The sequence below is a fragment of the Conexibacter stalactiti genome, from assembly GCF_033542075.1.
GTDB lineage: Bacteria > Actinomycetota > Thermoleophilia > Solirubrobacterales > Solirubrobacteraceae > Conexibacter > Conexibacter stalactiti.
In genome coordinates, this window is record NZ_JAWSTH010000011.1 from 48,669 (window position 1) to 75,046 (window position 26,378).

The following is a 26,378-nucleotide window of genomic DNA, read 5'->3' on the forward strand; positions in this document are numbered from 1 at the left end:
CTCAGCCGCCGGGGTGCGGCTCGGTCCAGCGGTCCAGCTCCGTGTCGGCGAACGAGGCGGGGTCCTCGAGCGGCTCCAGGTGCGTGAAGACGGTCGCGTGGCCGAGCTGCTCGCGCAGTGCCAGGTCGACCGCCTCGGCGAGATCGTGGCCGCGCTGGACCGACCAATCGCCCGGCACGAGCACGTGCGTCGAGACGAAGGCGCGGCTGCCGGCGCGGCGTGTGCGCAGCGCGTGGAACTGGACCTCGTCGGAGGCGAAGGTCCCCAGCACGTCGTTGATCTGTCTCAGCTCCGCGTCGGTCAGCGCGCGGTCGAGCAGCCCGTCGGCCGACCTGCGCACCAGCCGCGTCCCCGTCAGCACGATGTTGATCGCCACGGCGATCGCGATCAGCGGGTCGAGCGGCTCCCAGCCGGTGACCGCGACCGCGATCACGGCGATCACGACGCCGACCGACGTCCACACGTCCGTCATCAGGTGGCGGCCGTCGGCCTCCAGCGTCATCGAGCTGTACTCCCTGCCGGCATGGATCAGCCGCTGCCCGACGCCGAGGTTGACGAGCGAGGCGACGACCGAGATCGCGATGCCGATGCCGACGCTCTCGATCGCGGCCGGGTGCAGCAGCCGCTCGATCGCCGTGTAGGTGATCGTGACGGCGGCGAGCAGGATCAGCGCGCCCTCGACGCCGGCCGAGATGTAGTCGGCCTTCTCGTGGCCGTAGGTGTGCTCCTCGTCGGGTGGCCGCGTCGACCACTGCACGACGACGAGCGCGAACAGCGCCGCGACGAGGTTGACGACCGACTCGGCCGCGTCGGACAGCAGGCCGACCGAGCCGGTGACCGCCCATGCGCCGAACTTCAGTGCGATCGTGACGATCGCCGCGGCGATCGACAGGTAGACGAGCCGCAGCAGTCGGGCGCGTCGTTCAGCGTGTGTTGCCGGACCGACCACGGACGGGGCAGTGTAGCCCCGTCCGGCGCAACGGCTCGGTCAGCGGCGGACGGCGCCCATCAGCCGCTCGACGACGTCGAAGTAGTGCACGGGCACCGAGCGCGTCAGCAGCGAGATCGCGGTCGCGTCGGGGCCGATCAGGATCCGGTCCTTGCCCTTCTCGATCCCGACGTGGATCGTCTTCGCCGCTTTCTCCGGCGACGTGCGCGCGATCTTGGCGAACTCGGCCGCCATCGCGGCGTGGTCGGTGCCGCCTCTGTCGTCGACGTGGAAGCGGGCGTTTCTGACGATGTTGGTGCGGATGCCGCCGGGGTGGATCGTCGTCGCGCGCACGCCGCTGCCCTTCAGCTCGTGGCGCAGCGACTCGGTGTAGCCGCGCACGGCGAACTTCGACGCGCAATAGGCGCTCTGCGTCGGGAAGCCCATCAGGCCGAAGACGCTGGAGACGTTCGCGACGACGCCGCTTCTCTGCTTCAGGAAGATCGGCAGGAAGGCGCGCGTGCCGTGCACGACGCCCCAGAAGTTGACGTTCATGACCCATTCGTCGTCCTCGACGGCCGCCTCGGAGGCGGTCTGCGAGACGGTCACGCCGGCGTTGTTGACGACGAGGCCGATCGGTCTCGGCGCCCACTCCTGCACCGCCGCGGCGAACTGCAGCTGCGCCTGGCGGTCGCTGACGTCGAGCTTGCGCGCGAAGACAGGCCCGGAGATCGCCGCCGCGGTCTCCTCCAACCCCTCCTCGTTCCAGTCGCAGATCGCGACCGGGCTGCCGTGGGCGGCGAGCCGCTGGGCGAGCGCGCGCCCTATCCCGGATGCGGCTCCCGTGACGACCGCGGTGCGCCCGTCGAGCCCCGCCGCGGCGCCGTTGCCATTCGTTCGCTGTGCCATGGTACGCCAAGGTACCAGCGGGCGGCCGGCGAGGCGCCGGGTGCCGAGCGTGGCGCGCTCAGTCGCGGCGCCAGGCGGAGACGCCGAGCGCTATCAGCAGCAGCTGCTTCTCCGTGTGGCGGATGATCTCGTCCTCGGCGACGCGCGAGTCGGTCGGCGCGTCGACGATCGCCTCGGCGGTCGAGACCATCGTGTTGACGATCAGCGTCGCGACGACCCCGAGGTCCTGGGTCGGCCATCTGTCCAAGAAGGGGAAGCGCGCGAGGTCGGTCGCCAGCTCGCTCGTGAAGAGGCGGATCTCGCCGCGGATCGCCTGGCGCATGACGGGCACGCCGCTGGAGCGCTCGCGCGCGATGAAGCGGAAGTGCATGCGGTGCGCGTGGACATGGCGGACGAGGATCTCGACCGAGTCTCTGATCACGTGCTCCGGCCGCTGCGGCTCAGCGCGCGCGGCGCGGATCATCTGCCGCAGCGTGCGAAAGGAGTCGTCGATCAGGACGAGCCCCAGCTCGTCCATCGAGTCGAAGTGGCGGTAGAAGGCGGTCGGCACGACGCCGGCCTCGCGCGCCACCTCGCGCAGCCCGAGGCTGCTGAAGCTCTTCTGCTCCAGCAGCCGCAGCGCGGCGTCCAGCAGCGCGACGCGCGTGCGCTCCTTCTGCTCCGCGCGGGTCAGTCTCGGAGGGTTCGGTGTCGCGATGTTCACTGAGTCTCGCGTGGCCATCTGTACAAGATTCTACTCACAGGCTTGACAATTGGAAATGTGGGTATCACTCTGTGCACAAGTGTTCACTGAAACAGCGACATCCGACCGCCGCACCGGCCTGCGCCGCCGGCTGCTCGCCTCGCCGCTGGCGCAGGCACTCACGACCCCGCACGGGGTCGACCGCTACGTCGAGCTCGTCAAGCCGGCGTTCTCGCTGCGCGACGTGCGCGCCGAGGTCGTCGCGGTCCGCCGCCAGACGCCCGGCAGCGTCACGCTCGAGCTGCGCCCGAACGAGAACTGGCAGGGCTTCCGCGCCGGCCAGCACGTCCGTCTTAGCATCGAGATCGACGGCGTTCGCCACACGCGGCCGTACTCGCCGGCCGGCTCCGAGCACGACCCGCGGCTGATCGAGCTGACCGCGCACGCCCAGCCCGACGGCCGCGTCTCGCCGCACCTCCGCACCCGCCTGGTGCCCGGTGACGTCGTCGGCCTGTCGCGGGCCGAGGGCGACTTCGCGCTCCCGGCCGTCCGCCCGCGCGAGCTGCTGCTGATCAGCGGCGGCAGCGGCATCACGCCCGTCATGGCGATGCTGCGCACGCTCTGCGACGAGGGTCATGACGGCCCGATCGCGTTCCTCCACTACGCCCCCTCCGAGCGTCACGTCGCCTACGCGAGCGAGCTGCGCGCGCTCGCCGACGCCCACCCCAACGTCCGTCTGCTGCGTGGCTACACGCGCGTCGGCGGCCTCGGCGGCGGCGAGCTGACGGGGCGCTTCGGGCGCGAGCACGTCGACGCGGCGCGGGTCGATCTCTCCGCTGCCGAGACGTTCGTCTGCGGCCCGACGACGCTCGTCGAATCGGTCCACGAGCTGTGGGCGCGCGACGGGCTGGAGGAGCGGCTGCACGTCGAGCGGTTCGTCGCGCCCGCGCCGCTGCTGGCGCCCGACGACGAGACCGCGACCGGCACGCTGCGCTTCGCGCGCAGCGGCGTCGAGGTCAAGGGCGGCGGCGGCACGCTGCTCGACGAGGCCGAGGCAGCCGGTTTGACGCCGCAGCACGGCTGCCGGATGGGCATCTGCCACACGTGCAGCTGCCGCAAGCTGGAGGGAGCGGTCCGCGACCTGCGCACCGGCGCGATCTCGACCGCACCCGACGAGCAGATCCAGATCTGCGTCACCGCGCCGGTCGGCGACGTGACGCTCGACATCTAGGAGGGCCCGAGCATGACGCAGACAGCACCACGCCTGACGCCGCAGCAGCTCGACGCCTTCGGCCGCGAGCTGGACGCGATCCGCGAGCGCGTGATCGCCGATCTCGGCGAGCGCGACGCGAGCTACATCCGCCGCGTGATCAAGGCGCAGCGCGGCCTCGAGGTCGCCGGCCGCGGGCTGCTGTTCTTCAGCCTGCTGCCGCCGGCGTGGATCGCCGGCACGACCGCGCTGGCGCTCTCGAAGATCCTCGACAACATGGAGATCGGCCACAACGTGATGCACGGCCAGTACGACTGGATGAACGATCCAGCCGTCAACGGCCAGAGATTCGAGTGGGACAGCGCCTGCCCGTCGGAGCAGTGGCGCCACTCGCACAACTACATGCACCACACGCACACGAACATCCTCGGCAAGGACCGTGACATCGGCTACGGCGTGCTGCGGATGTCCGAGGACCAGAGATGGCATCCCTACTACCTCGGCAATCCGATCTACGCGATGGTGCTGGCGTCGTTCTTCCAGTGGGGCGTCGCCTTCCACGACCTCGAGATGGACCGCGTCGCGGCCGGCAAGGGATCGCTGAAGGACAAGGCCGAGATGGTGCGCGCGATCTGGAGAAAGGGGCGGCGCCAGGCGCTGAAGGACTACGCGCTCTTCCCGCTGCTCGCCGGCCCCGGCGCGCCGACGACGCTCGCGGCCAACGTGACCGCCAACTACGTCCGCAACGTGTGGGCGTTCATGATCATCTTCTGCGGTCACTTCCCCGACGGCGTCGAGGAGTTCACGCTGGAGGAGACCGAGGGCGAGACGCGCGGCGAGTGGTACCGCCGCCAGCTGCTCGGCTCCGCCAACCTCACCGGCGGCCCGCTCTTCCACATCATGAGCGGCAACCTCAGCCACCAGATCGAGCACCACCTCTTCCCCGACCTGCCCGGCCACCGCTACGCCGAGCTGGCCGTCGAGGTGCGCGAGATCTGCGAGCGCTACGGGCTGCCGTACAACTCCGGCCCGCTGCACAAGCAGTTCGGCAGCGTCGTGCGCAAGATCGTGCGGCTGGCGCTGCCCGACAGCGGCTCCGGCGAGGGCGAGGCCGCGCCGGCGAGCGGGCCGGTTGCCACCGGCCGGCCGCAGCTCGCGGCCGTCGCCTAGGACGCCGCCGCCTCTTCGCGCAGCTCGTCGATCGTCTCCGCCTCGGCCTCGTCGAGCAGCGCCTGCACGCGCAGGCGGCAGCCGCCGCAGCCGGTGCCAGCCTGGGTGCGGCGGCTGACCTGCTCGACGGTGCGCAGCGCGTTGTTGCGGATCGCCGCCTCGATCGTGGTGCGCGCGACCGCCTGGCAGGAGCAGACCAGCTCGTCGCCGGCCGCCGTCTGCGCGGCGTCGGCGTCGGAGCCGAAGACGTCGTCGGGGACCGGGGCGCCGCTGACGGCCAGCTCGCGCAGCCGCGGCGCGTCGCCCATGTCGCCCAGCAGCGTCGCGCCGGCGAGGCGGCCGTCGCGCACGATCAGGCGCTTGTAGCGGCCGCGGCGAGTGTCCATCTCCAGCAGCTCCTCGTCGCCCGGCTGCAGCGCCGGGTCGCCGGCGCAGAAGAGGTCGACGCCGGAGACCTTCAGCGTCGTCGCGGTCAGCGCGCCGTGGAAGGCGCCCGGCCGGCCCGCGATCGTCGCGCCGGCCGCTCTCGCCATCGCGCGCAGCGGCGGCCACAGGCCGTGGACGACGCCGCGGTGCTCGGCGCACTCGCCGACCGCCCACACGTTCGGCGCGCTCGCGCGCAGCGAGTCGTCGACGACGATCCCGCGCCGCACCTCCAGCCCGGCGCCTCTCGCCAGCGCCGTCTCCGGCCGGATGCCGGTCGCGACGACGACGAGGTCGGTCGGCAGTTCCGTGCCGTCGCCAAGGTGGACGGCGCCGTCGCCGACCTTCGTCGTCGTCGCGTCGACGACGACGTCGAGGTCGGCGAGCGAGCGCGCCAGCAGGCGCGCGCCGACCTCGTCGAGCTGCGTCTCCATCAGCCGATCGGCGCGGTGCACGAGCGTCACGTGCAGGCCGCGGCCGCGCAGCGCGCGCGCCGCCTCGATCCCGAGCAGGCCGCCGCCGATCACGACGGCGCGCCTCGCGGTCTCCGCCTCGCGCAGGATCGCGCGCACGTCGTGAAGCGTGCGGAAGGGATGGACGCCGGGACCGTCGAGGCCCGGTATCGGCGGCAGCGCCGGCAGCGAGCCGGTCGCCAGCACGACTCTGCCGAAGCCGAGCCGCTGCGGCAGGTCGTCGTCGCCGGAGCCGGCCGCGCTGCCGTCGCCCGTGCGCGCCAGCATCGCGATCCCGGCCTCCAGGTCGAGGGCGGTCACCTCGACGCCGGCCAGCAGCCGCACGCCGCGCTCGGCGAACCACTGCGACGGCTTCAGCGCCAGCCGTCCCTCGGCGACCTTGCCGGCGAGCAGGTGCGACAGCGCGACGCGGTCGTACGGCGGGTCGGGCTCGCGGCCGACCATCGTCACGCGCAGCGACGGGTCGTGCGCGAGCGCCGCCTCGACCGTTGCCGTCGCCGCCATCCCGGTGCCGATCACGAGCAGGTCGGACCGAACCTGAGCGCTCTGCGCGAGCGGTTCGGCGTGCTCGATCCGCGCCGAGCGCGCCGCGCGGGCGGCGCGGGCGGCGTTCGCCTCGGCGGCCTGGTCGGCCGCTTCGACGATCACCGCCGTCGCCTTCAGCTCGGGCTGCTTCGAGGTCGGGTCGAGCGCGGGGGAGGTGACGCCGTTGAGCGGCAGGTGACCGGCTTCGAGGTGCAGGCCGCCCCAGTGGAACGGTGCGAAGGCGACGCCGGGCGCGACGCGGTCGCTGACGCGCACGCGCAGGTGGGTGGTGCCGCGGCGCGAGCGCACGCGCGCGAGCTGACCGTCGGCGAGGCCGGCCGCGTGGGCGTCGTCGGCGTGCAGCTCGACGAACGGCTCGGGCTCCTCCGCCAGCAGCGCCGGCGACTTGCCGGTGCGCGTCATCGTGTGCCACTGGCCGGCGACGCGGCCGGTCGTCAGCACGAGCGGAAACTCCTCCGACGGTGCGTCGACGGGCTCGGCGTGCGGCGTCGCGACGAGGCGCGCGCGGCCGTCCGGGGTCGAGAAGCGGCGGCTGGAATACAACCGCGGGGTGCCGGGATGGTCGTCGCCGCTGCGCCGCCGCGGCACCGGCCACTGCAGCGGCCCCTCGCGCAGCAGCCGCTCGTGCGAGAGCGCGCTGACGTCGCAGAGGCGGCCGGCCGTCAGCGCCGCGTACTCGTCGTAGACGGCGGCGGCGTCCTCCCACGCGAACGCCTCCGCGTGGCCGAGCGCGCGGCCGACGCGGGCGAAGATCTCCCAGTCGGGCAGCGCCTCGCCGGGCGGGTCGAGCGCGCGCTGCACGAGCGAGACGCGCCGCTCCGAGTTCGTCATCGTGCCGTCCTTCTCCGGCCAGCCGGCGGCCGGCAGCAGCACGTGCGCGAGCGCGCCGGTCTCGGTCGGGTGGAAGGCGTCCTGCACGATCACCAGCTCGCACATCTTCAGCGCGGCGGCGAAGCGCTCGGCGTCGGGCTGCGAGACGACGGGGTTGGTCGCGACGATCCAGACCGCCTTCACCCTGCCGCTCTCGATCGCCTCGCACAGCTCGGTCGCGGCGACGCCCGGCTGCGGCGAGATCCCCGGCGCGCGCGCCGGCAGGTTCCAGGCGCGACGCATCTCCAGGCGGTGCTCGGAGGAGGCGACCGAGCGGTAGCCGGGGAGGAGATGCGCGAGCCCGCCGGTCTCGCGGCCGCCCATCGCGTTCGGCTGGCCGGTCAGTGACAGCGGCCCGGTGCCGGCGCGGCCGATGTTGCCGGTCGCGAGGCAGAGGTTGATCAAGGCTTGGTTCTTCAGCGTCCCGACCGCGGACTGATTGGCGCCCATCGACCACAGCGCCATCGCGCGCTGGGCGGCGCCGAAGCGGTGCGCGACCTCCTCGATCTGCTCCGCCGTGATCCCGCACGCCTCCGCGGCGCGCTCCGGCGTCCACTCGCGCGCGACCGCCAGCGCCTGCTCGATCCCGCTCGTGTGGCGCTCGACGAAGGTCGCGTCGAGCAGGCCGTCGCGCTCGATCACGTGCAGCAGGGCGTTGAGCAGCGGCAGGTCGCTGCCGGGGCGGACCTGGAGGTGGACGTCGGCGGCCTCGGCGGTCGGCGTGCGGCGCGGGTCGACGACGATCACCGCGGCGCCCTCGCGCTGGCGCGCGCGCACCTTGCCCCAGACGATCGGGTGGCAGGCGGCGGCGTTGGAGCCGAGCACGAGCATGCAGTCGGCCTGCGCGAGGTCGCCGTAGCCGGGCGGCGGGCCGTCGGAGCCGAGCGAGCCGCGGTAGCCGGCGACCGCGGAGGACATGCAGAGGCGCGAGTTGGAGTCGAGGTTGTTGGTGCCGAGGAAGCCCTTCACGAGCTTGACGGCGGCGTAGTAGTCCTCGGTCAGCAGCTGGCCGGAGATGTAGACCGAGACCGCGTCGGCGCCGTGGTCGCGCTGGATCTCGCTGATCCGCGCGGCGACGTGGTCGATCCCCGCGTCCCAGCCGACCTGCTCCCAGCGGTGGTCGGCGGAGGGTCGCTGGAGCACGTGCGTGGCACGGTCGGCGGCGGCGACCGAGTCGGGCAGCCGCAGCGGCTTCTGGCAGGTCGAGCCGTGGTTGACCGGGTGCAGTCTGTCGCCCTCGACCGCCGTCAGGCGGCCGTTCTCGACGCGCGCGACGAGACCGCAGCCGGTCCCGCAGTAGGGGCAGGTCGTGCGGATTTCGCGAGTGGCTTCACTCATCCGGCAGGCCCAGCATCAGCTCGCCGTCGTGCACGATCACCGGGTAGACGCGCAGCGACGGGTCGTCCGGGCCGCCGCCGATCCGCTCGCCGGTGCCGAGGCTGAAGCGCCAGCCGTGCAGCGGGCAGGTGACGCAGTCGTCGGCGACGAGGCCGTCCTGCAGCGGACCCTGCTTGTGCGGGCACGAGCCGTCGACGGCGTGGAAGCCGGCGTCGGTGTGGAAGACGGCGATCCGCTGCCCCTCGACGGTCACCCGCCGGCCCTCCCACAGCGGCACGTCGGCGGCCGCTCCGACGGCGATCCAGGTGACGGTCTCGGTGTCGGCGAAGGCGGTCATCGGACGGGCTCCGGGGTCGTTGCGGGCGGGATCACGGTGAACGGCTCCGGCTCGGTGTCGAGCTCGGCGAACTGCTTCGGGTTGACGGGGGCGTGGCGCTCCAGCCACGGGTCGGGATCGCAGGCGGCCTTCGCGATCGCGAAGCGCTCGCGCAGCCGCTCCGGCTCGCCGCTGTCCTCGTCGAGCACCGCCGCCTGGATCGTCTCCAGCCCGACCCGCTCGACGAAGCGGTGCGTGCGCTCGAGGTGCTCGCCGTGCTCGCGGTAGTACTGCAGGAAGGTCAGCGAGACGGCGATCGCGTCCTCTCTGGTGGCGACCGTCGCGAGCAGGTCGCCTCTGCGGATCGTCGAGCCGGCGGCGCCGCCGACGTAGATCTCCCAGCCGCCCTCGATCCCGACGACGCCGATGTCCTTCACGTACGACTCGGCGCAGTTGCGCGGGCAGCCGCTGACGGCCGCCTTCACCTTGTGCGGCGTGTAGAGCCCCTCCATCCGCCGCTCCAGCTCGATCCCGGTCGCGATCGCGTCGCCGAGGCCGAAGCGGCAGAAGTCGGTCCCGACGCACGTCTTGACGGTGCGGACCGACTTCGCGTAGGCATGGCCGGAGGGCATCCCCAGCTCCTCCCAGATGCGCGGGAGCGCCTCCTTTCTGATCCCCAGCAGGTCGATCCGCTGACCGCCCGTGATCTTCACCATCGGCACCTCGTGGCGCTCGGCGACGTCGGCGATGCGGCGCAGCTCCTGCGGCGTCGTGACGCCGCCGCGGATCCGCGGGATGACCGAGAAGGTGCCGTCCTTCTGGATGTTCGCGTGGACGCGGTCGTTGATGAATCTGGCGTGGCGCTCCTCGCGATGGCGCGAGGCGGCGACCTCGGAGACGACGTAGGCGAGCCCCGGCTTGCAGGCGCCGCAGTCGCGCCCGGCGCCGCACGCTGCCGTCAGCTCGGAGACCGACGACAGCTCGCCCTCGCGCACCGCGGCGACGAGCTGCTCGCGCGTCTGCTTCGCGCACGGGCAGAGGTAGGCCGGCTCCTCGTCGGCGCCGCCGGTCGCGAGCGCGACGAGGTCGAGCACGAGCTCCTTGCAGGAGCCGCAGCCGGTGCCGGCGCGCGTGCGCGCCATCACCTCGCGGCTGCTGGCGCAGCCGTCGACGCGGACGGCGTCGAGGATCTCGCCCTTGCAGACGCCGTTGCAGTTGCAGACCTGCGCGTCGTCGGGCAGGTCCTCGGCGGTCGCCGCGCTCGCCTCGACCAGGAGCGCGAGCGCGTCCTCGACCTCCTTGCCGCGCTTGACGACGTCGGTCAGCAGCTCGTGGCCGCGCGTGTCGCCGACCAGCACGGCGCCGATCGCGCGGCCGTCAGCGTCGACGATGACCTTGCGGTAGCTGTCGCCGTCGGCGTTGATCACCTCGCGCGGGCCGGTCGCGGCGCCCGCGGTGACGAGGTCGATCCCCATCACCTTCAGCTTCGCGGTCGGGACCGAGCCCTCGTAGGCGGGGCCGGTGAGGCCGAGCAGCGTGTCGGCGGCGACCGCGGCCTGCTCGTGGATCGGCGCGACGATGCCGTGGACGATCCCGCGGTGCTCGGCGCACTCGCCGACGGAGACGACGCGCGGATGGCTCGTGCGCAGACGGTCGTCGACGACGACGCCGCGGTTGACGTCGAGCCCGGCCGCTCTGGCGAGGTCGGTGCGGGAGCGGATCCCGATCGAGACGACGACCAGGTCGGCCGGCAGTTCCGCGCCGCTCGCAAAGCGCATGCCGGCGACCCGGCCGTCGTCACCTGGCAGCAGCTCCGCGGTCGCGTGCTCGAGCAGCACCTCGACGCCGAGCGCTTGGATCGCGGGCAGCAGCAGGGCGCCGGCGGCGGCGTCGAGCTGGCGCTCCATCAAGCGGTCGACGAGGTGGACGACCGTCACCTCGACGCCGCGCTGGACCAGTCCGTAGGCGGCCTCCAGGCCGAGCAGGCCGCCGCCGATCACGGCCGCGCGCTTGACGCCCGCGGCCGCGGCGCTCGTGATCGCCTCGCAGTCGGCGGGGTCGCGGAAGGCGTGCACGCCGGGCAGGTCGAGGCCCGGCAGCGGCGGCATCAGCGCGTCGCTGCCGGTCGTGACCGCGGCCTGCTCGAAGCTGAGGACGCGGCCGTCGTCGAGCGTGGCGGTGCCTCGGTCCGGGTCGAGCGCGGTGACCGTTCTGCCGAGCAGCAGCTCGACCTGGCGGTCCTCGTACCAGGCGTCGGGCCGCAGCTGCAGCTCACTCGCGTCGGCCTCGCCGGCGAGCAGGTGGGAAAGGCGGACGCGGTCGTAGGGGGCGGCCTGCTCGCCGCAGACCATCGTCAGCGGGACCTGCGCGTCGCGACGACGCAGCTCCTCGACGACCGCCTGGCCGGCGATCCCGCCGCCGATCACGAGGATGCCGGTGGAGCTCATGCCGCCACCTCGACGGGGTTGGCGTGGGCGGGCGTGGCGTTGCCCGCGGCGCCGGCGTTGGCGCGCACCTGCATCGCGCCGCGGATGATCCGCACGAGCAGCAGGGAGGAGGCCGCGATCAGCGCCAGCAGCGCGAGGCCGACGCCGTAGGAGCCGGCCGTCTGCTTGATCAGCCCGAGCGCGAACGGGAGGCAGAAGCCGCCGAGGCCGCCGGCCGCGCCGACGATCCCCGTCATCGCGCCGATCCGCTCCGGGAAGCGCAGGCCGACGAGCTGGAAGACGGCGCCGTTGCCGACCCCGAGCGCGCCCATCGCGATCACGAAGGCGACCGCGGTCGCGCCGATCGGCGGCAGGCCGGAGACGAACAGCAGCAGCGCGCCGGCGATCCCGAGCACGCCGGAGAGGACGGTCGTGCCGCCGAGGCGGTCGCCGAGGTGGCCGCCGATCGGCCGCAGCAGCGAGCCGAGCGCGCCGCCGCAGGCGGCGATCGTCGCGGCCTCGACCTTCGTCAGGCCGTACTCGTCGTGCAGCAGGATCGGCAGGAAGCTGGTGAGGCCGACGAAGCCGCCGAACGTGATCGCGTAGAGGCCGGCCATGCGGCGGGCGTCGGGCTCCTTCAGCATCCGCGCCATGCCGCGGGCGCTGAGCGGCGTCGCGGTGCGCGGCGGCTCCTTCGCCAGCAGGATGAAGGCGGTGAAGGCGAGCGCGACCGGTATCAGCGCCATGCCGAGGACGGCGTGCCAGCCGTAGTGCTCGGCGAGGCGGGGCGCGGCGAGCGTGGCGATCACGGTGCCGGAGTTGCCGGCGCCGGCGATCCCCATCGCGAGGCCCTGGAGGCGCGGCGGGTACCAGCGGCTGGCGAGCGGGAGCGCGATCGCGAACGAGGCGCCGGCGACGCCGAGCAGCAGGCCGACGGCGAGCACCTGCGGCAGCGTCCCGGCCCCCAGCCAGCCCCACAGCAGCGGCGCGACGACGATCGCCATCGAGACCGTGCCGACCTTCTTCGGGCCGATGCGGTCGCCGAGCAGGCCGAGCACGAGCCGGAAGAACGCCGCCGACAGCAGCGGGATCGCGACGACGACGCCCTTCTCGAACGGTGAGAGGGCGAGGTCCTCGGCGATGTAGGCGCCGAGCGCGCCGAGCAGCACCCAGCACATGAAGCTGACGTCGAAGTGGATGAGGGCGGCGCCCAGCGAGGGGGCGTGACCGCTGCGGCGCAGGTCGTCGATTCGCATTCGGTGGCTCCCGATTCAGGGTGTGACCACAAGCTACGAGCGCTTCGGAGAACCGTCGCCCTCCCTCTGGCCAACATCCTTTCGCCGCCCCTCCTCCACACGGTCAAATATGAACCGATCGGGCAAAGTGCCGATTCCGATTGGGGTTCTCAGCGGTTGCCTTCACGCCTCCGGATCGTTACCGTTCGGTTCAGATGAGACGCGTCGAGATCGACACGCGCCGCCTCGTGGAGGTCTTCTCGCCCGACGGCCTGCACGGCGTGGGGATGGTCGAGATCGCCCGTGCCACGGGCGTCGCGAAGCCGACGCTCTACCGCAACCACCCCTCCAAGGACGCGCTCTTCCTCGCCGCCGTCGAGGCCGAGGTCGAGCGGCTGCTGGAGCGGCTCTACGAGACGTGGTCCGACGCGCTCGCGCGCGCGGGCGGGAGCGCGGCGCACGTCGGCGCGGGCGCGGGCGCCTCGCGCGACCCGCTCGCCGACGCGATCGCCGCGCTCGCGCGCGAGCTGCTCGCCTACGGCGACGAGCAGCCGGCCGGCTTCCGGCTGCTGTTCACGACCGCCGCCCACGCCGGCTCGACCGTCGCCGACGACGTCGCCGGCACGCTCGACCGCATCGTCGACCGCCTCACCGAGCTGCTCGCCCGCCACCCCGCCTGGCACGCCGACCCCGCCGACGCCGAGCTGATCGCCGGCCTCCTGCCCGCGGCCGCCGCCACCGCCCTGCGGCGCGGCGAGGAGCCGTGGGATCGCGACGCCACCGCGACCCGCATCGGGGCTCTGCTGCGGCCGCCGGTGTTCGGGGCGTGATGAACAGCGCAGGTTTGTGGTCGCTGGACGACCACAAACCTGCGCTGTTCCGTCAACAGCTCGCGCTGGCCGGCAGGCTCGCGGCGTTCACGTGCTCGGCGACCCAGTTGGCGAGCTGAGTCAGCTCGCTCGTCCCGGTCTCGTGGCTGCCGTCGGCGGGTTGTGCCGCAATCGCGACCGCCAGCGGCTTGCCGTCGACCGTGACGACGCCCATCTGACGGTCGAGATAGCCGCCGTCTTGGCCGGGCACGGAGCCGGGGCCCCAGCCGCCTTTCAGCTGTGACGACGAGCCGATCGATCCCAGTCCCCAACGCTGCGCTGAGATCGTCTCTCCCATCAGCCCGAGCACCTGCTGCCCTGGCGCGCTGCATGCCATCCCGGCAGTGAACTGCGCCTGTGCCGCCAGCGACCAGTCGGTCTGGCCGAACGGTGTGAAGCCGGAGCGCAGCGTCTCCGGCTGGATCGTGGTGCTCGTGTCGCCGCTGGCCCGCAGCTGGGCGTCTGCTGCTGTCGCCGCTCTCGTCCCGCCGCCCAGTGCGTTCCAGAGATTCGTCGCGGCAGCGTTGTCGGACGCAGCGATCGCGGCGCTGAGGTCGCCGCTGTCGGCGACCCCCGCTGCGATGGCCGCCATCGCGACGGGCACCTTGCTCGTCGACCAGGCGACGGCGCTCTGGAGCGAGCCGAGCTGCTCGACCGGTTGGCCGATGCCAACGCCGGAGACGGCGAGGCCGACCGGGCCCGAGAGCGCGCCCGCGAGCTGCTCGAAGCTCTGCTGGGCGTCGGCAGAGAGGATCGTCCCGCCGCCGGCACTGTCGGCGCCGGCGGGCGGGCGGTTGCTGCCGCCGCGGCTGGCCTGCTCCTCCTCGGGCGTCTGCTCCGCTCTCGCGGGCTTCTGCTCTTGCTTGAGTCTGGCGACCTGCTCGCGCAGCGCCTCGACCTTCGCCTCCTGCTCGATCGCGCGAGACTCGGCGATGTTGCCATCGCCCACAGCGTCGGCGACAGCTGTTGAAGCGGTCTCCCCGCCGCTCTCGCCACAAGCGCTGGTCAGTAAGCACACCAGAATTGCGAGCAAAGTGAGAGCGCGGGCGGGCATCCGCCGAGATGGTGACGGATATCGCTCGGGAACGAAGCGGTACCTGAACGGACGCGTCTTCGTTACTGTGCGGTCGGGGCGAGGGGCCTCAGCGCTCTGACCAAGCGCCACGTCAGACAGGGACCGAGGACCAGCATGGCATCACGACGAGTCGTCTCCTCAGCGATCGCTGCCGTCGGCATGGGCGCGATCGCCGCCGTGGCTGCCGGCTGCGGCGGCAGCAGCGAGATCTCTCCGGAGCAGGTTGCAAGCATCAAGACGCAGGCGAAGCGGGAGCTGCAGGCAGAGCAGCGTCAGAGAGACGCGGATCGCAAGCTGCGTGAGCTTGAGCGTCAGGTAAGAGAGCTCAGAAAGAAGTCGAAGCCCGGCAAGAAGAGAGAGGTCGGGTCGGCGGCGCCAGCGCCCCCTGGTTCGCCGGGCGGCAACAGCGGTTCGGCGTGCGGCGGCGGAATCTCGGTCAACTCCGTGACGAGCTGTTCGTTCGCCGCCAACGTCGCGGCGGCGTTCTACGACAGCGGTGCCGGCACGGTCTACGCCACCAGCCCGGTCACTGGCCAGACGTACGCGATGTCGTGCCGCTCTGGTGTTCCGACCGTTTGCACGGGCGGCAACGGCGCCGCCGTCTATATCCGCTGAGTCGCGAAAGAGCACCGGCGAGTCTTGGTCGCTCAGCGACCAAAACTCGCCGGTGCTCAGCGGGTCACCGTCTCCCGCGCCCTCTTCTCCCACCTCTTCTCGCCGCTCTTCTCGGTGCCGCTCTCACCGTCACGTCGAGCGTGCGGGAGCCGGCGCCGGCGGCGTTGAAGTCGCCCGTCCACTGGGCGACGAAGCGCGAGGTGCCGCGTGGGACGTTCCAGCTCGCGACGAACGTGCCGTTGGCGGCGACCTCGACCGTCTGGGCGCGCCAGCCAGCCTTGCCGGGCGTGAGCGCGGAGACGACGACGCGGGCGCTGCGGCCGGCCGGTGCGAGGCGGCCTGAGACCGTGATCTCCGCAGGTCTGGCGAGCGTTGTGCGCGGTGTCGAGAGCGTCAGCCTCGAACGCACGCCGGCGCTGCCGCCGCTTCTGCTCGACAGCAGCGACGAGCTGCCCGCGAGCAGGTAGTCGGTGCCGCCGGGCGGCGCCGCGATGCCGGCCGCCGCGATCGGCTCGTTGACGACGAACTGCGGTTGCCACGTCGCGCCGCCGTCGGCCGTCCGCAGCAGGTAGCCGCCGCTCTCGTTGCCGAAGCGGTTGACGACGAGGTACGCCGAGCTGTCGGACGAGGTCGCCATGCCGAGCACGCGCGCGGTGCCGACCGCGGTCAGCTCGCTCCAGACGCGGCCCGCGGTCGTCGTGCGCCAGATGCGGCCGTCGCCGTCGCGCAGCAGGCCGGTCGTCGCCGACGAGAAGGCGACCTGCGCGATCCGCAGCTTCTTGCGCGCTCTTCTGCTCGCGCCCGGCTTCTCCAGCGCCGTCCACGTGCGCCCGCCGTCGCGGCTGCGCGCGACCGTTCTGTCGCCCCAGGCGAACAGCGCCCCGCCGCGCGCCGCGACGACGCCGTCGAGCGCCGCTCTCGCGACCGCGCGCGAGCGTGCGGCGTCGAACGTCTCGCCGCCGTCGTCCGAGCGCCGCAGTCCGCGCGGCCCGATCGCCAGCACGGTCCGCTCGTTCGGCGCCAGCACCGCGCGTGCGACCGCGGTCGAGCCGGTCCCGAGCGTCTTCCAGGTCGTGCCGCCGTTGCCGGTGCGGAAGATCCCGCCGCCGTCGTCGAGCGCGTAGCCGACCGCTCTGCTCGGGAACGACACGTCGACGAGCGCGCCGGCCGTCGGCACGCTGCCGCGCGTCCAGCTGCTGCCGCCGTCGCTCGTGCGTGCGAGCGCGCCGACGGTGCCGGTCGCGAAGGCGGTGCCGCGCACGGCTGAGGCGCGGATCGACGAGTACGAGCCGCTGAGGCGGCCGCCGACCTTCGCGAAGGTCGCGCCGGCGTCGTCGGAGAGGACCGTCGCGCCGTTGGCGCCGAGCGCCGAGACGCGCGTCGGGGAGGCGAACGCGGCCGCGTAGATCGGGTCGCTCGCGGGCGTGATCACGGTGCCGGGCGTCTGCCCCGCGTCGGCGGTGCGGACGAGCTGCGCGCCGCCGCCGGTCGACAGCAGGCACAGCTGGTCGCCGACGCAGCGGATCGCGCTGTAGTCGAGCGCGCCGGCGCCGAGATCTCTCGGCGTCCACGTTCTGCCGCCGTCCGCGGTGCGCATGAACAGCCCGCCCGCGCCGACCGCGAAGCCGTGCTCGGCGTCGGCGAACCACAGCTGGTTGACCGCTCTGCCGGCTTCGGCGACGAGGCTCCAGGAGACGCCGGCGTCGGTCGTGCGGTAGATCCGTCCGTCGCGCGCGGCGGCGACGCCGGTCGTCGGCGAGGTGAAGGCGATCGCGCTCGGCGCGGTGCCGCCGCCGGCCGCCGCGGTGCCGGGCAGCGCGGTCCGCTGCGCGAACTGCGTGCCGCCGTCGTCGGTCGTGAAGACGGAGCCGTCGTCCAGCAGCAGGAAGCCGAGCGTCGGCGAGAGGAACGAGAGGCCGAGCAGCTTCGCGCGGCAGCTCGACTCGACCGGCGTGAAGGCGACCGCCTCGAAGGTCTCGCCCCCGTCGGTGGAGCGGCGCGCGACGCAGCCGCCGCCGGCGAAGACCGTGCTGGCGTCGACCGCCTGCACGATCGTCAGGCCCTGGAAGGTGCCGACCGGCAGCCCGCTCCAGGTCGCGCCGCCGTCGCTCGTCTTCAACAGCGTGCCGAAGTCGCCGACGGCGTAGCCGGTCGCGCCGGCGAACGAAGCCGCCCGCAGCGTGTTGCCCTGCGGCAGCGGGTTGCCCCATTGCCAGCCGGAGGAACCGACCTGTACGTTGGCGATCGCGGCAGGGGCGATCGCCGTCGCCCCGGTCGTCGCGATCGCGCCAGCGACCAGCGACGCGGCGAGCGCGCGCTTGAGAAGCATCTGTGTGACCCCCTGTCAGGAGTGGAAGTACTGCACCAACGGAAGGTCTGTCGAGGAGTTGCGCATAAGGGAGTAGTTGCGCGCGCAACAACGTGATATAGTTGCGTACGCAATCACTTGAAGGGCCGACGAGGAGTCGCAGACATGAAGCTCGAAGGGCTGCACCACATCACGATGATCACGGGGGACGCGCAGAAGAACGTCGCCTTCTACGCAGACCTGCTCGGGCTTCGACTGGTGAAGAAGACGGTCAACTTCGACCAGCCCGAGGCCTACCACCTCTACTTCGGCGACGAGACCGGCGCCCCCGGCTCGATCCTCACCTGGTTCGAGTTCGCCGGTGCGCCGCGCGGCCAGGCCGGCCTCGGCGCGATCCACACGCTGCAGCTCGGCGTCCCCTCCGACGCCGCGATCGGCTTCTGGGAGCAGCGCCTGCGCGACGCCGGCTACCCGTCGCAGCGCAGCGACGACGGCACGCTCCGCTTCGAGGACTACGACGGCCTCGGCCTCGAGCTGGTCGTCGCCGACGACGGCAACCCGCCGCTGACCGCTGTCCACCCGGATGTCCCGGCCGACTACGCGATCACGGGACTCGAGGGCGCGCGCGCCTACGCGATGTTCGCGAACGTCGAGGAGAAGCTGCTGACCGACGTGCTCGGCTTCACCTACCTCGGCGACGGCGAGTACCGCCTCGACGGTGAGAAGCGCCACTTCCACTGGGCCTACGACCAGGCGCAGGCGGTCGGTGAGCAGGGCGCCGGCAGCGTCCACCACATCGCCTGGGCCTCCCAGGACGACGACCACCTGAAGTGGCAGGCACGCGTGCGCGAGGCCGGCGGCTTCGTCACCGACGTGCGCGACCGCGACTACTTCGACGCGATCTACTTCCGCGAGCCGCGCGGGATCCTGTTCGAGATCGCGACGCTCTCGCCCGGCTTCGCCGCCGACGAGGACCCGGAGACGCTCGGCGAGGCGCTGCGCCTGCCGAAGCAGCACGAGCACCTGCGCGCCCAACTCGAGCGCTCGCTGCAGCCGGTCGACAACCCGCGCGCGGCACGGCGCGAGGCGGCCTCCGAGGCGACCGCATGAGCGCGCTCGTCCACCAGGAGCGCCCCGCCGCGAGCGGGGCGCCCGAGGGGCTGCTCGTGCTTCACCACGGCCGCGGCGCCGACGACCACGACCTGCTCTCGCTCGGCGACGTGCTCGATCCGGAGCAGCGGCTGCACGTCGTCACGCCGCGCGCGCCGCTGACGCTGCCGGGCTGGCCTGGGTATCACTGGTACGTGGTGCCACGCGTCGGCTACCCCGACCCGGAGACCTTCGCCGCTGCGCGCGCGAAGCTGACCGCATTCCACGACGAGCTGTGGGAACGGACCGGGATCGCGCCGGAGCGGACGATCTTCGGCGGCTTCTCGATGGGCTCGGTGATGAGCTACACGATGGGCCTCTCCGGCGACCGTCCGGCGCCGGCAGGGATCCTCGCCTTCGCCGGCTTCGTGCCGACCGTCGACGGCTGGCAGCCCGACGTCGCGGGCCGCGCCGAGGCCGGCACGCGCGCCTTCGTCGCCCACGGCCGCAACGACCAGGTGATGGACGTCGAGTTCGCGCGGCGTGCGCAGGCGCTGCTGGAGGCCGGCGGGGTCGACGTCGAGTACCACGAGTCCGACGCCGCCCACCACATCGATCCCGCGCACGTGCCCGACGCCGTCCGCTGGGTCGCCGACACGCTGCCGCGCGCGTAGAGCGATGGCCGCCGCCCCGTTCCGTCACGTCGAGGCCGAGCGCACGCTGCTGTTCGGCCGCGGCGCGCTCGCCGAGGCGGCGGGCCTGCTCGGCGACGGCTACACGCTGCTGACCACGCCGCGCGCCGCGGAGGCGGCGCCTTTGGTGCGCGCGGGCGCCGCGCGCGTGATCGAGGTGCCGTCCGGCAAGGTCGACGAGGTCGCGGGCGACCTGCTCGTCGGCGGCGTCGCGCTCGGACCGCCCGGGACGCTGCTGGTCGCGCTCGGCGGCGGCCGCGTGATCGACGTCGCGAAGGCGCTGGCGGCGGCGGCCGGGGCCGGTCTCGCCGGCGGCTCGCCCGGGGCAGGTTCGAGCGAGGTCGGCGTCGGAACGCCGTCGCCGCACGCGGTCGCCGCGATCCCGACGACGCTCTCCGGCGCCGAGATGACCCGCGGCCACCGCCATGCCCGCGGCGTTCCGGCCGAGACGCCGCGCGTGCGGCCGTCGATCGTCCTCAACGACCCGGCGCTGAGCGCTTCGCACGAGCTGTCCGAGCTGGCGGCCAGCAGCGCCAATGCGCTCGGCCACGTGCTGATCGCGCTGACGAGCAGCCGCACGACGCCGTTCGCGGCGGCGGTCGCGGCCGAGGCGGCGCGGCAGTTCGCGCGGGCGTGGGAGCCGCTTGCGACGGCCTCTGGCGGTGCGTCCGGGGTGGGCGGTGCGGCGCCGTCCGGTGGCGCGGGCGCGGTCGGCACCGCAGACCTCCCGGACCCCGCTCGCGACGAGGTCGCGCTCGGCGCGCTGCTCGCCGGCTGGGCGGTCGATCACAGCGGCCTCGGCCTCCAGCACGTGCTCGCGCAGACGGCCGTGCGCAGCGCCGGCGCCGGCCACGCGCAGGCCAACGCCGCGCTGCTGCCGGAGTCGATCGCCGCGCTGCGCCGCCGTCTGCCGGCACCGCTCGACAGCCTCGACGCGCAGCTGCCGATCTCACTCGAACAGCTCTCGCGCCTGCTGCGCGAGACGACCGGCGGCGACGGTCTCACCGCGCTCGCCCGCGACGAAGCGCTGCTCGACCGCGTCGTCGCGGCCGCCGTCGCGCGCACCGCCGAGCTGACCCGCACGCCCCCGCCCCCCGACGCCGACGAGCTGCGCCGCATCTACCGCGCGGCCGCGGCGGCGTGATACCGATCGATCGCATTCAGCTCAGAACCATGCTGTGATACCGATCGGTAACATTTAGGCTGGTTGAGTCGCTATGATACCGATCGGTAACATGCTGATCGGTACGCCAACAGAGTTCGGAGCGGCGCTGGAGCGGCGTCGGCGGGAGCTGTCGCTGACGCAGGACGACGTCGCCAGCGCGATAGGCGTGAATCGCCGCGTGATCGGCGAGCTGGAGCGCGGCAAGGGCTCGGTGCGGATCGAGATCGCGCTCGCCGTCGCCCAGGCGGTCGGCCTCGACGTCGATCTCAGCGCGCGCACGTGAACGAGCTGATCGTCCAACTCGCCGATCGGCGCGTCGGGCGGCTGATCCGCAAGGACAACGGCAACCTCCAGTTCCGCTACGACCCCGGCTACTCCGGTCCGCTCGTCTCACATGCGCTGCCGCTCCAGGCGGCGGCGCACCCGCATGCCGTCACGCGCGCAGTCTTCGGCGGGCTGCTGCTGGAAGGCGACGGCCGCGGAGCGCTCGCGAGAGCGCTCGGGCTGTCGCCATCGAACGACTTCGGCCTGCTGGAGGAGGTCGGCGGCGACTGCGCCGGTGCGATCACGCTGCTGCGCGAGGAGTCGGCTCCCCCGCCATCACCGACCAGCCGGGCGCTCGATGCCGACGCGCTCGACGAGCTGTTGCGGGGGCTCCCGCAGCGGCCGCTCGCCGCCGATCCGGAGCACGGGGTGCGGCTCTCGCTCGCGGGTGCTCAGCCGAAGCTGCCGGTGATCGTGGAGGACGACGGGACGATCGCGCTGCCGACGAGCGCGGCCGCCGCGACGACGCACATCCTCAAGCCCGAGCCGGCGGCCTTCCCGGGGCTCGTCGACAACGAGGCGTTCTGCATGGAGCTGGCCCGCGCCTGCGGCCTGTCGGTCGCGGAGGTCTCCACGGCCGCCAGCGTCTCCGGCCTGCGCTACCTCGTCGTCGAGCGCTACGACCGCGACCTGACGGCCGATCCGATCCGGCGCCTGCACCAGGAGGACTTCTGCCAGGCGCTCGGGGTCGCGTCCGATCGCAAGTACCAGACCGAGGGCGGTCCGGGCGTCCACGACGCGGTCGCGCTGATCCGCGCCGCGACCGGCGTGCCGGCGCTGGAGCTGCCGCGATTCCTGCGAGCGCTGGTGCTGTGCTGGCTGATCGGCAACTGCGATGCGCACGCGAAGAACTTCTCGCTGCTCTACGACGCCGGTCCGCCGACGCTGGCGCCGCTCTACGACCTCGTCAGCACCGTCTCCTACGCGGGGCTGACGACGCGGTTGGCGATGCGCATCGGCGGCGCGAGCGCGGTCGACGACGTCGACCGCGCGGCGTGGGCGCAGCTCGCGAGCGACATCAGCGTGCGGCCCGCGTTCGTGCAGCGGACGCTCGACGAGCTGCTGCCGCGCGCAGCGAAGGAGGCGCTTCGGCTGACCGACGGCGGCGGGCACGACAACCCCGCCGCGCGCGCCGTCGCCGAGCGGGTCACGGCGCTCGCCGCCGCGGCCGCCTAACGCACCTCCTCGCGCCGGATCCGCCACCAGCCGAGCGCGAGCGGGAGGACCATCCAGAGGGCGAGGGTGGTGGCGACGCGCGCCCATTCGGTGCCGCTCAGCAGCTCGCTCGTCAGCGGCGTCATCGACTGCGTGCTATCGAGCCATTCGGCGGCGTCGTTGAGGAAGGAGATCGAGCCGAGGATGCCCCAGGCGGCCGGGAGCGCGAAGTAGAGGACGATCGCCGGGGCGGAGGCGAGGATCGCGGCGCCGAAGCCGATGCCGATCGCCATCCCGGTCACGACGCTGACGAGCATCTGGAACAGCAGGCCGGCCGACAGCGACCACACCCCGCTCACGTCCGGTGCGACGATCGCGACGCCGACGGCGGCGACGGCGATGCACAGCACGAAGGCGGCGAGCGTGAGGATCGTGCCGGCGATCAGCTTCGCTGCCAGCACGCGGCCGCGCTGGGGCACCAGCGAGAAGGTGATCAGCGCCGTGCGCTGGTTCCACTCCGACGTCACGAGCAGGATCCCGATGATCGGCAGCAGGATGCTCGACGGCGCCAACGCCGCCTCGAGCAGTCTCGCGAGCGTCTGGTCGGGCGGGTCGCCGACGGCGCAGACGAGCGCGACGATCGCCACCGTCAGCAGCGCGGTCACGATCAGCAGCCAGAGGCCGGCGCGCGTGTCGACCATCTTGCGCAGCTCGACGCCGGCCAGGCGCCCGAGACCGGGGCGGAGGTCGGCGGAGGTCGGCGCGGGTGCGGTGGGGGCGGCGGCGGTCACGCTCATCGGACGGGCTCCGGGGTGGGGGTGGTGAGATCGAAGAAGAGCTGCTCCAGCCCGGCGCCCTCCGACGGTCCCAGCCGGTTCAGCACGACCCCGCCGGCGAGCGCGGCGCGGCCGACCTGCTCCGGCTCGGCGTCGACGAGGAAGCCGCCGTCGCCCTGCGAGCGCGCGGTCAGCCCGGCGGCGGCGAGCGCGTCGCGCAGCCGCACGCCGTCGCTCGCGCGCACGAGCGTGCCGGCGTCGCGCAGCAGCTCGTCAGGCGTGCCCTGCGCGACGATCTTGCCGTCGCCGATGATCACGATCCTGTCGGCGACCGCCTCGACCTCGCGCAGCAGGTGCGAGGAGAGCAGCACGGTGCCGCCGCGGTCGGCGAAGTCGCGCAGCAGCTCGCGCATCCAGCGCATCCCCTCCGGATCGAGGCCGTTGGCCGGCTCGTCGAGGATCAGCACCTGCGGGTCGCCGAGCAAGGCGTGCGCGAGCCCGAGCCGCTGCCGCATCCCGAGCGAGTACTGCCGCACGCGCTTGCGCGCGGCGGAGCGGTCGAGCCCGACCCGCGTCAGCAGCTCGTCGACGCGCCGCTCCTCGACGCCGATCGTCTGCGCCGAGACGGCGAGCGCCTCGCGGCCGCGGCGGCCGGCGTGCTGGGCGGCCGCGTCGAGCAGGATCCCGACGCGGCGGCCGGGGTTGGGCAGCTCGCGGTAGCGGCCGCCGAGCACGCGGGCGCTGCCGCCGTCGGGCTCGGAGAGGTCGCACAGCATCCGCATCGTCGTCGTCTTGCCGGCGCCGTTGGGGCCGAGGAAGCCGGTCACGCTGCCGGGCTCGCAGCGGAACGTGACGTCGCTGACGACGGTCCGTCCGCCGAGCCGCTTGGTGAGGCCGTCGGATTCGATCATGGGCGGCAGGATCGTCGGCGCGACCGTCCGCGCGCCAGCGCCTCCCGACCACACCCGCATCGACTTCGGTAGGGGGTCGGCGGCGTTGGCCGGCCGTAGGCTGTGACCTGCGATGAGCGAGCTGGCCGAGCATCCGCGCGAGATCGAGGGCGCCCGCTGGCAGCAGTGGCTGCTGCCGGGCGCGCTGCGCGAGCGCGAGGACGGCCGCCGCAGCCCGCGCGACTGGTTCGTCGACGTGCTCGGCTTCCTGATCGCGATCGGGCTCGGCCTGTACCTGCTCGGCCTCACCGAGGACGAGCACAGCGAGCTGGCGCTGCTCGGCGAGGTCGTGCTCGGAACGCTCGCCTGCCTCTCGCTGTGGCTGCGCCGCCGCTGGCCGTTCGGCGTCGCGCTCGCGACCGGGCTCGCCTCGATCCTCTTCGTCGCGCCCGGCGGCGCCGCCGTGATCGCCACCTTCTGCGCGGTCATCCGCGTGCCGTGGCGGCAGGTCGCGCTGCTGGTCGCGATCGGCGTCACGACGGCGCTCGTCATCCCGGCGATCTATCCGACCGAGGACGACTACCCGACCGAGCTGCTGATCGGGCTGCTGTTCACCGGCTTCGTGGTCGGCTGGGCGCTGTTCGTGCGCGTCCAGCGCGAGCTGTTCCTGTCGATGCGCGAGCGCACCGCGCGGCTGGAGACCGCGCAGCAGCTGCGCGTCGAGCAGGCGCGCGAGGCCGAGCGGCGGCGGATCGCGCGCGAGATGCATGACGTGCTCGCGCACCGCCTCGCGCTGCTGTCGCTGCACGCCGGCGCGCTCGAGTTCCGCCCCGACGCGCCGCCGGCCGAGATCGCGCAGGCGGCCGGGGTCGTGCGCGCCTCGGCCCGTGCCGCGCTGGAGGAGCTGCGCGAGGTGATCGGCGTGCTGCGCGAGCAGGAGCCCGACGACGACGCCCCCGCCGGCAGCGCGCCGGAGCCGCCGCAGCCGACGCTCGTGCAGATCCCCGCGTTGGTCGAGCGCTCGCGTGCGACCGGCATGCGGATCGGCTGCCGGATCGAGCTGGACGGCCTCGACGACGTCGCCCTCCCCGACGTGCTCGGACGGACCGCCTACCGGATCGTGCAGGAGGGGCTGACGAACGCGCACAAGCACGCGCCCGCGGCGGCGGTCGAGGTCGTCGTGGAGGCGCGCGCGGCGGGCGGCGGCGCGATCGGCGCGGCGGGCGACGCGGGCGAGGCGGGGCGCGCGGGGGCGAACGGCGACCTCCTCGTCGCCGTCCTCAGCCGCCGGCCGATCGGCGCGCCGCCGGCTGCCGCGGCCGCCGCGAACGGCCTGCCGGGCGCCGGCACCGGGCTCGTCGGGCTTGGCGAGCGGGTCGCGCTCGCGGGCGGTGCGCTGGAGCACGGGCCGGACGCCAACGGCGACTTCCTGCTGCGCGCGACGCTGCCGCTGCCGCGATGATCCGCGTCCTGCTGGTCGACGACGACGCGCTCGTCCGCTCCGGGCTGCGGATGCTGCTGGCCGGCGCCGCCGACCGGATCGAGGTGGTCGGCGAGGCCGACGACGGGCGCGCGGTGCTGAGCGCCGTCGACCGCCACCGGCCTGACGTCGTGCTGATGGACATCCGCATGCCGCAGCTCGACGGGATCGCCGCGACGCGACTGCTGCGCGGCCAGCCCTCGCCGCCCGCGGTGCTGGTGCTGACGACCTTCGACGCCGACGAGCTGGTGCTGCAGGCGCTGCGCGCCGGCGCCGCCGGCTTCCTGCTGAAGGACACGCCGCCGGCCGAGATCGTCCGCGCGATCGAGCTGGTCGCGGCCGGCGAGGCGATGCTGTCGCCGGGCGTGACGCGACAGCTGATCGCGCTCGTCGCCGGCGACGGCGAGGCGGCCGCGCGCGGCGAGCGGGCACGCGCCCTGTTGGCGACGCTCAGCCCGCGCGAGCACGAGGTCGCGCTGGCGGTCGGACGCGGCTGCGCCAACGCCGAGATCGCGGCCGAGCTGCACATGAGCGTCGCGACGGTGAAGGCGCACGTCTCGCGCCTGCTGGCGAAGCTGGAGGCGGACAACCGCGTCCAGATCGCGCTGCTCGTGCAGGACTCGCAGTAGCGAGACGCGGCGCGCTAAGACAGAGAGCGGAGCGCCGCGAGAACGAGCCCCCGGGCGAGTTCTCGCAATGGAATGCGAGCCCCTGGGCGAGCATTTCACCTTGACATGTATTCAAAATGATGAATATGATGGATACATGGTCGACGTCACGACAGGAGAGACGTACGGCGACCGCGGACAGCGCCCGGCGCTGCTCGTGGTCGACATGCAGAACGACTTCGTCGCTTCCGACGGGGTCTTCGCGCAGGCTGGGCTGACGATCGAGGATCCGGCCGCGCTGGTCGGCCGCGTCGCCGCGCTCGCCGACCGCTTCCGCGCCGCCGGCGGCCTCGTCGTGTGGGTGAAGATGGTGTGGGACGACGACGCCGCGGTCGGGCTGCTGGCACAGCGCAGCCCCTTCCTCGCGACGGCCGGCCTGCGCCGCGGCAGCCGCGGCGCCGAGCTGGTCGACGGCCTGCGGCCGCGGCCCGGCGACGCGGTCGTCGAGAAGACGCGCTTCAGCGCCTTCCACGCGACCGAGCTGGAGCGGCTGCTCGCCGACGAGCAGGTCGAGACCGTCGTCGTCTGCGGCGTGCGGACCGACTTCTGCGTCGAGTCGACCGTGCGCGACGCCTTCTTCCGCGACCTGGCCGTGCTCGTCGCCGACGACGCCGTCGGCGGCTACTTCCCCGCCCTGCACGACAGCTCGCTGCGTGTGATGGGAACGGTCTTCGCGGAGGTGCTCGGGACCGACGCGGTCCTCGCGCGCACGCTCGCCCCCCACGATCCCCAATCGAAGTAGTAGG

General features: G+C 73.3%; 23 protein-coding genes. 12 read left to right on the forward strand and 11 right to left on the reverse strand.

The window, feature by feature from the left end; all coding sequences use genetic code 11:
• Nucleotide 1: 1 nt before the first annotated feature.
• From R7226_RS06715 to R7226_RS06725, 3 genes are read right to left on the reverse strand one after another with little or no spacing between them, the layout of a single operon-like run.
• On the reverse strand, nt 2-949 hold the full coding sequence (locus tag R7226_RS06715; protein WP_318596274.1) for a cation diffusion facilitator family transporter: 948 nt from the start codon (nt 947-949) through the stop codon (nt 2-4).
• 39 nt (nt 950-988) lie between these two features.
• Nucleotides 989-1,837 carry an SDR family NAD(P)-dependent oxidoreductase gene (locus R7226_RS06720; RefSeq protein WP_318596275.1) on the reverse strand — a complete coding sequence of 283 codons (849 nt, stop codon included), beginning with the start codon at nt 1,835-1,837 and terminating at the stop codon, nt 989-991.
• Between the two features lie 58 nt (nt 1,838-1,895).
• A complete protein-coding gene (locus R7226_RS06725) occupies nt 1,896-2,558 on the reverse strand; it encodes a TetR family transcriptional regulator (RefSeq protein WP_318596276.1) in 663 nt (220 codons plus the stop codon).
• A gap of 61 nt (nt 2,559-2,619) precedes the next feature.
• Between R7226_RS06725 and R7226_RS06730 the strand changes: the two genes are divergently transcribed.
• Both R7226_RS06730 and R7226_RS06735 read left to right on the forward strand, forming a co-directional pair.
• On the forward strand, nt 2,620-3,750 hold the full coding sequence (locus R7226_RS06730) for a ferredoxin reductase (protein ID WP_318596277.1): 1,131 nt from the start codon (nt 2,620-2,622) through the stop codon (nt 3,748-3,750).
• A gap of 12 nt (nt 3,751-3,762) precedes the next feature.
• Complete coding sequence (locus R7226_RS06735) at nt 3,763-4,899, forward strand: fatty acid desaturase family protein (protein WP_318596278.1); 1,137 nt, start codon at nt 3,763-3,765, stop codon at nt 4,897-4,899.
• On the opposite strand, the gene R7226_RS06740 is transcribed toward R7226_RS06735, so the two are convergent.
• From R7226_RS06740 to R7226_RS06755, 4 genes are read right to left on the reverse strand one after another with little or no spacing between them, the layout of a single operon-like run.
• Nucleotides 4,896-8,549, reverse strand: a complete 3,654-nt coding sequence (locus R7226_RS06740) for a molybdopterin-dependent oxidoreductase (RefSeq protein WP_318596279.1) — start codon at nt 8,547-8,549, stop codon at nt 4,896-4,898. The two genes, R7226_RS06735 and R7226_RS06740, sit on opposite strands and share 4 nt — an antisense overlap.
• Nucleotides 8,542-8,886, reverse strand: coding sequence for a Rieske (2Fe-2S) protein (locus R7226_RS06745; protein ID WP_318596280.1), 345 nt, complete (start codon nt 8,884-8,886; stop codon nt 8,542-8,544). The genes R7226_RS06740 and R7226_RS06745 overlap by 8 nt, the downstream gene beginning before the upstream one ends.
• Nucleotides 8,883-11,312 carry a nitrite reductase large subunit NirB gene (gene nirB, locus R7226_RS06750; protein ID WP_318596281.1) on the reverse strand — a complete coding sequence of 810 codons (2,430 nt, stop codon included), beginning with the start codon at nt 11,310-11,312 and terminating at the stop codon, nt 8,883-8,885. The genes R7226_RS06745 and nirB overlap by 4 nt, the downstream gene beginning before the upstream one ends.
• Nucleotides 11,309-12,547, reverse strand: coding sequence for a nitrate/nitrite transporter (locus R7226_RS06755; RefSeq protein ID WP_318596282.1), 1,239 nt, complete (start codon nt 12,545-12,547; stop codon nt 11,309-11,311). The genes nirB and R7226_RS06755 overlap by 4 nt, the downstream gene beginning before the upstream one ends.
• A 194-nt stretch (nt 12,548-12,741) precedes the next feature.
• Between R7226_RS06755 and R7226_RS06760 the strand changes: the two genes are divergently transcribed.
• Nucleotides 12,742-13,356 carry a TetR/AcrR family transcriptional regulator gene (locus tag R7226_RS06760; RefSeq protein WP_318596283.1) on the forward strand — a complete coding sequence of 205 codons (615 nt, stop codon included), beginning with the start codon at nt 12,742-12,744 and terminating at the stop codon, nt 13,354-13,356.
• 52 nt (nt 13,357-13,408) lie between these two features.
• Here the strand turns inward: R7226_RS06760 and R7226_RS06765 are convergent, their stop codons facing one another.
• Nucleotides 13,409-14,449 carry a hypothetical protein gene (locus tag R7226_RS06765; protein ID WP_318596284.1) on the reverse strand — a complete coding sequence of 347 codons (1,041 nt, stop codon included), beginning with the start codon at nt 14,447-14,449 and terminating at the stop codon, nt 13,409-13,411.
• Between the two features lie 180 nt (nt 14,450-14,629).
• On the opposite strand from R7226_RS06765, the gene R7226_RS06770 reads away from it, so the two are divergent.
• Nucleotides 14,630-15,085, forward strand: a complete 456-nt coding sequence (locus R7226_RS06770; protein ID WP_318596285.1) for a hypothetical protein — start codon at nt 14,630-14,632, stop codon at nt 15,083-15,085.
• Between the two features lie 64 nt (nt 15,086-15,149).
• Here R7226_RS06770 and R7226_RS06775 read toward each other — a convergent pair whose 3' ends face one another.
• Complete coding sequence (locus tag R7226_RS06775) at nt 15,150-17,414, reverse strand: WD40/YVTN/BNR-like repeat-containing protein (RefSeq protein WP_318596286.1); 2,265 nt, start codon at nt 17,412-17,414, stop codon at nt 15,150-15,152.
• 144 nt (nt 17,415-17,558) lie between these two features.
• Here R7226_RS06775 and R7226_RS06780 point away from each other — a divergent pair, with 144 nt between their 5' ends.
• The 5 genes from R7226_RS06780 (at nt 17,559) to R7226_RS06800 (ending at nt 21,839) form a co-directional block, all read left to right on the forward strand.
• A complete protein-coding gene (locus tag R7226_RS06780; RefSeq protein ID WP_318596287.1) occupies nt 17,559-18,503 on the forward strand; it encodes a VOC family protein in 945 nt (314 codons plus the stop codon).
• Nucleotides 18,500-19,156, forward strand: a complete 657-nt coding sequence (locus R7226_RS06785; protein ID WP_318596288.1) for an alpha/beta hydrolase — start codon at nt 18,500-18,502, stop codon at nt 19,154-19,156. Before R7226_RS06780 ends, R7226_RS06785 begins: the two co-directional genes overlap by 4 nt.
• A 4-nt stretch (nt 19,157-19,160) precedes the next feature.
• Nucleotides 19,161-20,318 (forward strand): iron-containing alcohol dehydrogenase, encoded by a 1,158-nt coding sequence (locus R7226_RS06790; protein ID WP_318596289.1) that lies wholly within the window; start codon nt 19,161-19,163, stop codon nt 20,316-20,318.
• Nucleotides 20,319-20,409: 91 nt separating this feature from the next.
• Nucleotides 20,410-20,622, forward strand: a complete 213-nt coding sequence (locus R7226_RS06795) for a helix-turn-helix transcriptional regulator (protein WP_318596290.1) — start codon at nt 20,410-20,412, stop codon at nt 20,620-20,622.
• Complete coding sequence (locus tag R7226_RS06800) at nt 20,619-21,839, forward strand: type II toxin-antitoxin system HipA family toxin (protein ID WP_318596291.1); 1,221 nt, start codon at nt 20,619-20,621, stop codon at nt 21,837-21,839. Before R7226_RS06795 ends, R7226_RS06800 begins: the two co-directional genes overlap by 4 nt.
• Here the strand turns inward: R7226_RS06800 and R7226_RS06805 are convergent.
• Together R7226_RS06805 and R7226_RS06810 are read right to left on the reverse strand one after the other, a co-directional pair.
• On the reverse strand, nt 21,836-22,615 hold the full coding sequence (locus R7226_RS06805; protein WP_318596292.1) for an ABC transporter permease subunit: 780 nt from the start codon (nt 22,613-22,615) through the stop codon (nt 21,836-21,838). The genes R7226_RS06800 and R7226_RS06805 overlap by 4 nt on opposite strands.
• On the reverse strand, nt 22,612-23,505 hold the full coding sequence (locus R7226_RS06810; protein ID WP_318596293.1) for an ABC transporter ATP-binding protein: 894 nt from the start codon (nt 23,503-23,505) through the stop codon (nt 22,612-22,614). Before R7226_RS06810 ends, R7226_RS06805 begins: the two co-directional genes overlap by 4 nt.
• A gap of 112 nt (nt 23,506-23,617) precedes the next feature.
• Between R7226_RS06810 and R7226_RS06815 the strand changes: the two genes are divergently transcribed.
• From R7226_RS06815 to R7226_RS06825, 3 genes are all read left to right on the forward strand, one after another.
• Entirely contained in the window at nt 23,618-24,946 is a 1,329-nt protein-coding gene (locus R7226_RS06815) for a sensor histidine kinase (protein ID WP_318596294.1), read from the forward strand.
• Entirely contained in the window at nt 24,943-25,593 is a 651-nt protein-coding gene (locus R7226_RS06820; protein WP_318596295.1) for a response regulator transcription factor, read from the forward strand. Before R7226_RS06815 ends, R7226_RS06820 begins: the two co-directional genes overlap by 4 nt.
• 136 nt (nt 25,594-25,729) lie before the next feature.
• On the forward strand, nt 25,730-26,374 hold the full coding sequence (locus R7226_RS06825; RefSeq protein WP_318596296.1) for a cysteine hydrolase family protein: 645 nt from the start codon (nt 25,730-25,732) through the stop codon (nt 26,372-26,374).
• Nucleotides 26,375-26,378: the final 4 nt, after the last annotated feature.

What these genes read in the sequence shown, in the direction of transcription:
- R7226_RS06780 (WP_318596287.1), top strand. Translation starts at nt 17,559, where the DNA reads ATGAAGCTCGAAGGGCTGCACCACATCACGATGATCACGGGGGACGCG.
- R7226_RS06735 (WP_318596278.1), top strand. Translation starts at nt 3,763, where the DNA reads ATGACGCAGACAGCACCACGCCTGACGCCGCAGCAGCTCGACGCCTTC.
- R7226_RS06740 (WP_318596279.1), bottom strand. Translation starts at nt 8,549, where the DNA reads ATGAGTGAAGCCACTCGCGAAATCCGCACGACCTGCCCCTACTGCGGG.
- R7226_RS06785 (WP_318596288.1), top strand. Translation starts at nt 18,500, where the DNA reads ATGAGCGCGCTCGTCCACCAGGAGCGCCCCGCCGCGAGCGGGGCGCCC.
- R7226_RS06775 (WP_318596286.1), bottom strand. Translation starts at nt 17,414, where the DNA reads ATGCTTCTCAAGCGCGCGCTCGCCGCGTCGCTGGTCGCTGGCGCGATC.
- R7226_RS06765 (WP_318596284.1), bottom strand. Translation starts at nt 14,449, where the DNA reads ATGCCCGCCCGCGCTCTCACTTTGCTCGCAATTCTGGTGTGCTTACTG.
- R7226_RS06810 (WP_318596293.1), bottom strand. Translation starts at nt 23,505, where the DNA reads ATGATCGAATCCGACGGCCTCACCAAGCGGCTCGGCGGACGGACCGTC.
- R7226_RS06760 (WP_318596283.1), top strand. Translation starts at nt 12,742, where the DNA reads ATGAGACGCGTCGAGATCGACACGCGCCGCCTCGTGGAGGTCTTCTCG.
- R7226_RS06825 (WP_318596296.1), top strand. Translation starts at nt 25,730, where the DNA reads ATGGTCGACGTCACGACAGGAGAGACGTACGGCGACCGCGGACAGCGC.
- R7226_RS06815 (WP_318596294.1), top strand. Translation starts at nt 23,618, where the DNA reads ATGAGCGAGCTGGCCGAGCATCCGCGCGAGATCGAGGGCGCCCGCTGG.
- R7226_RS06725 (WP_318596276.1), bottom strand. Translation starts at nt 2,558, where the DNA reads ATGGCCACGCGAGACTCAGTGAACATCGCGACACCGAACCCTCCGAGA.
- R7226_RS06745 (WP_318596280.1), bottom strand. Translation starts at nt 8,886, where the DNA reads ATGACCGCCTTCGCCGACACCGAGACCGTCACCTGGATCGCCGTCGGA.
- R7226_RS06755 (WP_318596282.1), bottom strand. Translation starts at nt 12,547, where the DNA reads ATGCGAATCGACGACCTGCGCCGCAGCGGTCACGCCCCCTCGCTGGGC.
- R7226_RS06805 (WP_318596292.1), bottom strand. Translation starts at nt 22,615, where the DNA reads ATGAGCGTGACCGCCGCCGCCCCCACCGCACCCGCGCCGACCTCCGCC.
- R7226_RS06770 (WP_318596285.1), top strand. Translation starts at nt 14,630, where the DNA reads ATGGGCGCGATCGCCGCCGTGGCTGCCGGCTGCGGCGGCAGCAGCGAG.
- R7226_RS06790 (WP_318596289.1), top strand. Translation starts at nt 19,161, where the DNA reads ATGGCCGCCGCCCCGTTCCGTCACGTCGAGGCCGAGCGCACGCTGCTG.
- R7226_RS06820 (WP_318596295.1), top strand. Translation starts at nt 24,943, where the DNA reads ATGATCCGCGTCCTGCTGGTCGACGACGACGCGCTCGTCCGCTCCGGG.
- R7226_RS06720 (WP_318596275.1), bottom strand. Translation starts at nt 1,837, where the DNA reads ATGGCACAGCGAACGAATGGCAACGGCGCCGCGGCGGGGCTCGACGGG.
- nirB (WP_318596281.1), bottom strand. Translation starts at nt 11,312, where the DNA reads ATGAGCTCCACCGGCATCCTCGTGATCGGCGGCGGGATCGCCGGCCAG.
- R7226_RS06795 (WP_318596290.1), top strand. Translation starts at nt 20,410, where the DNA reads ATGCTGATCGGTACGCCAACAGAGTTCGGAGCGGCGCTGGAGCGGCGT.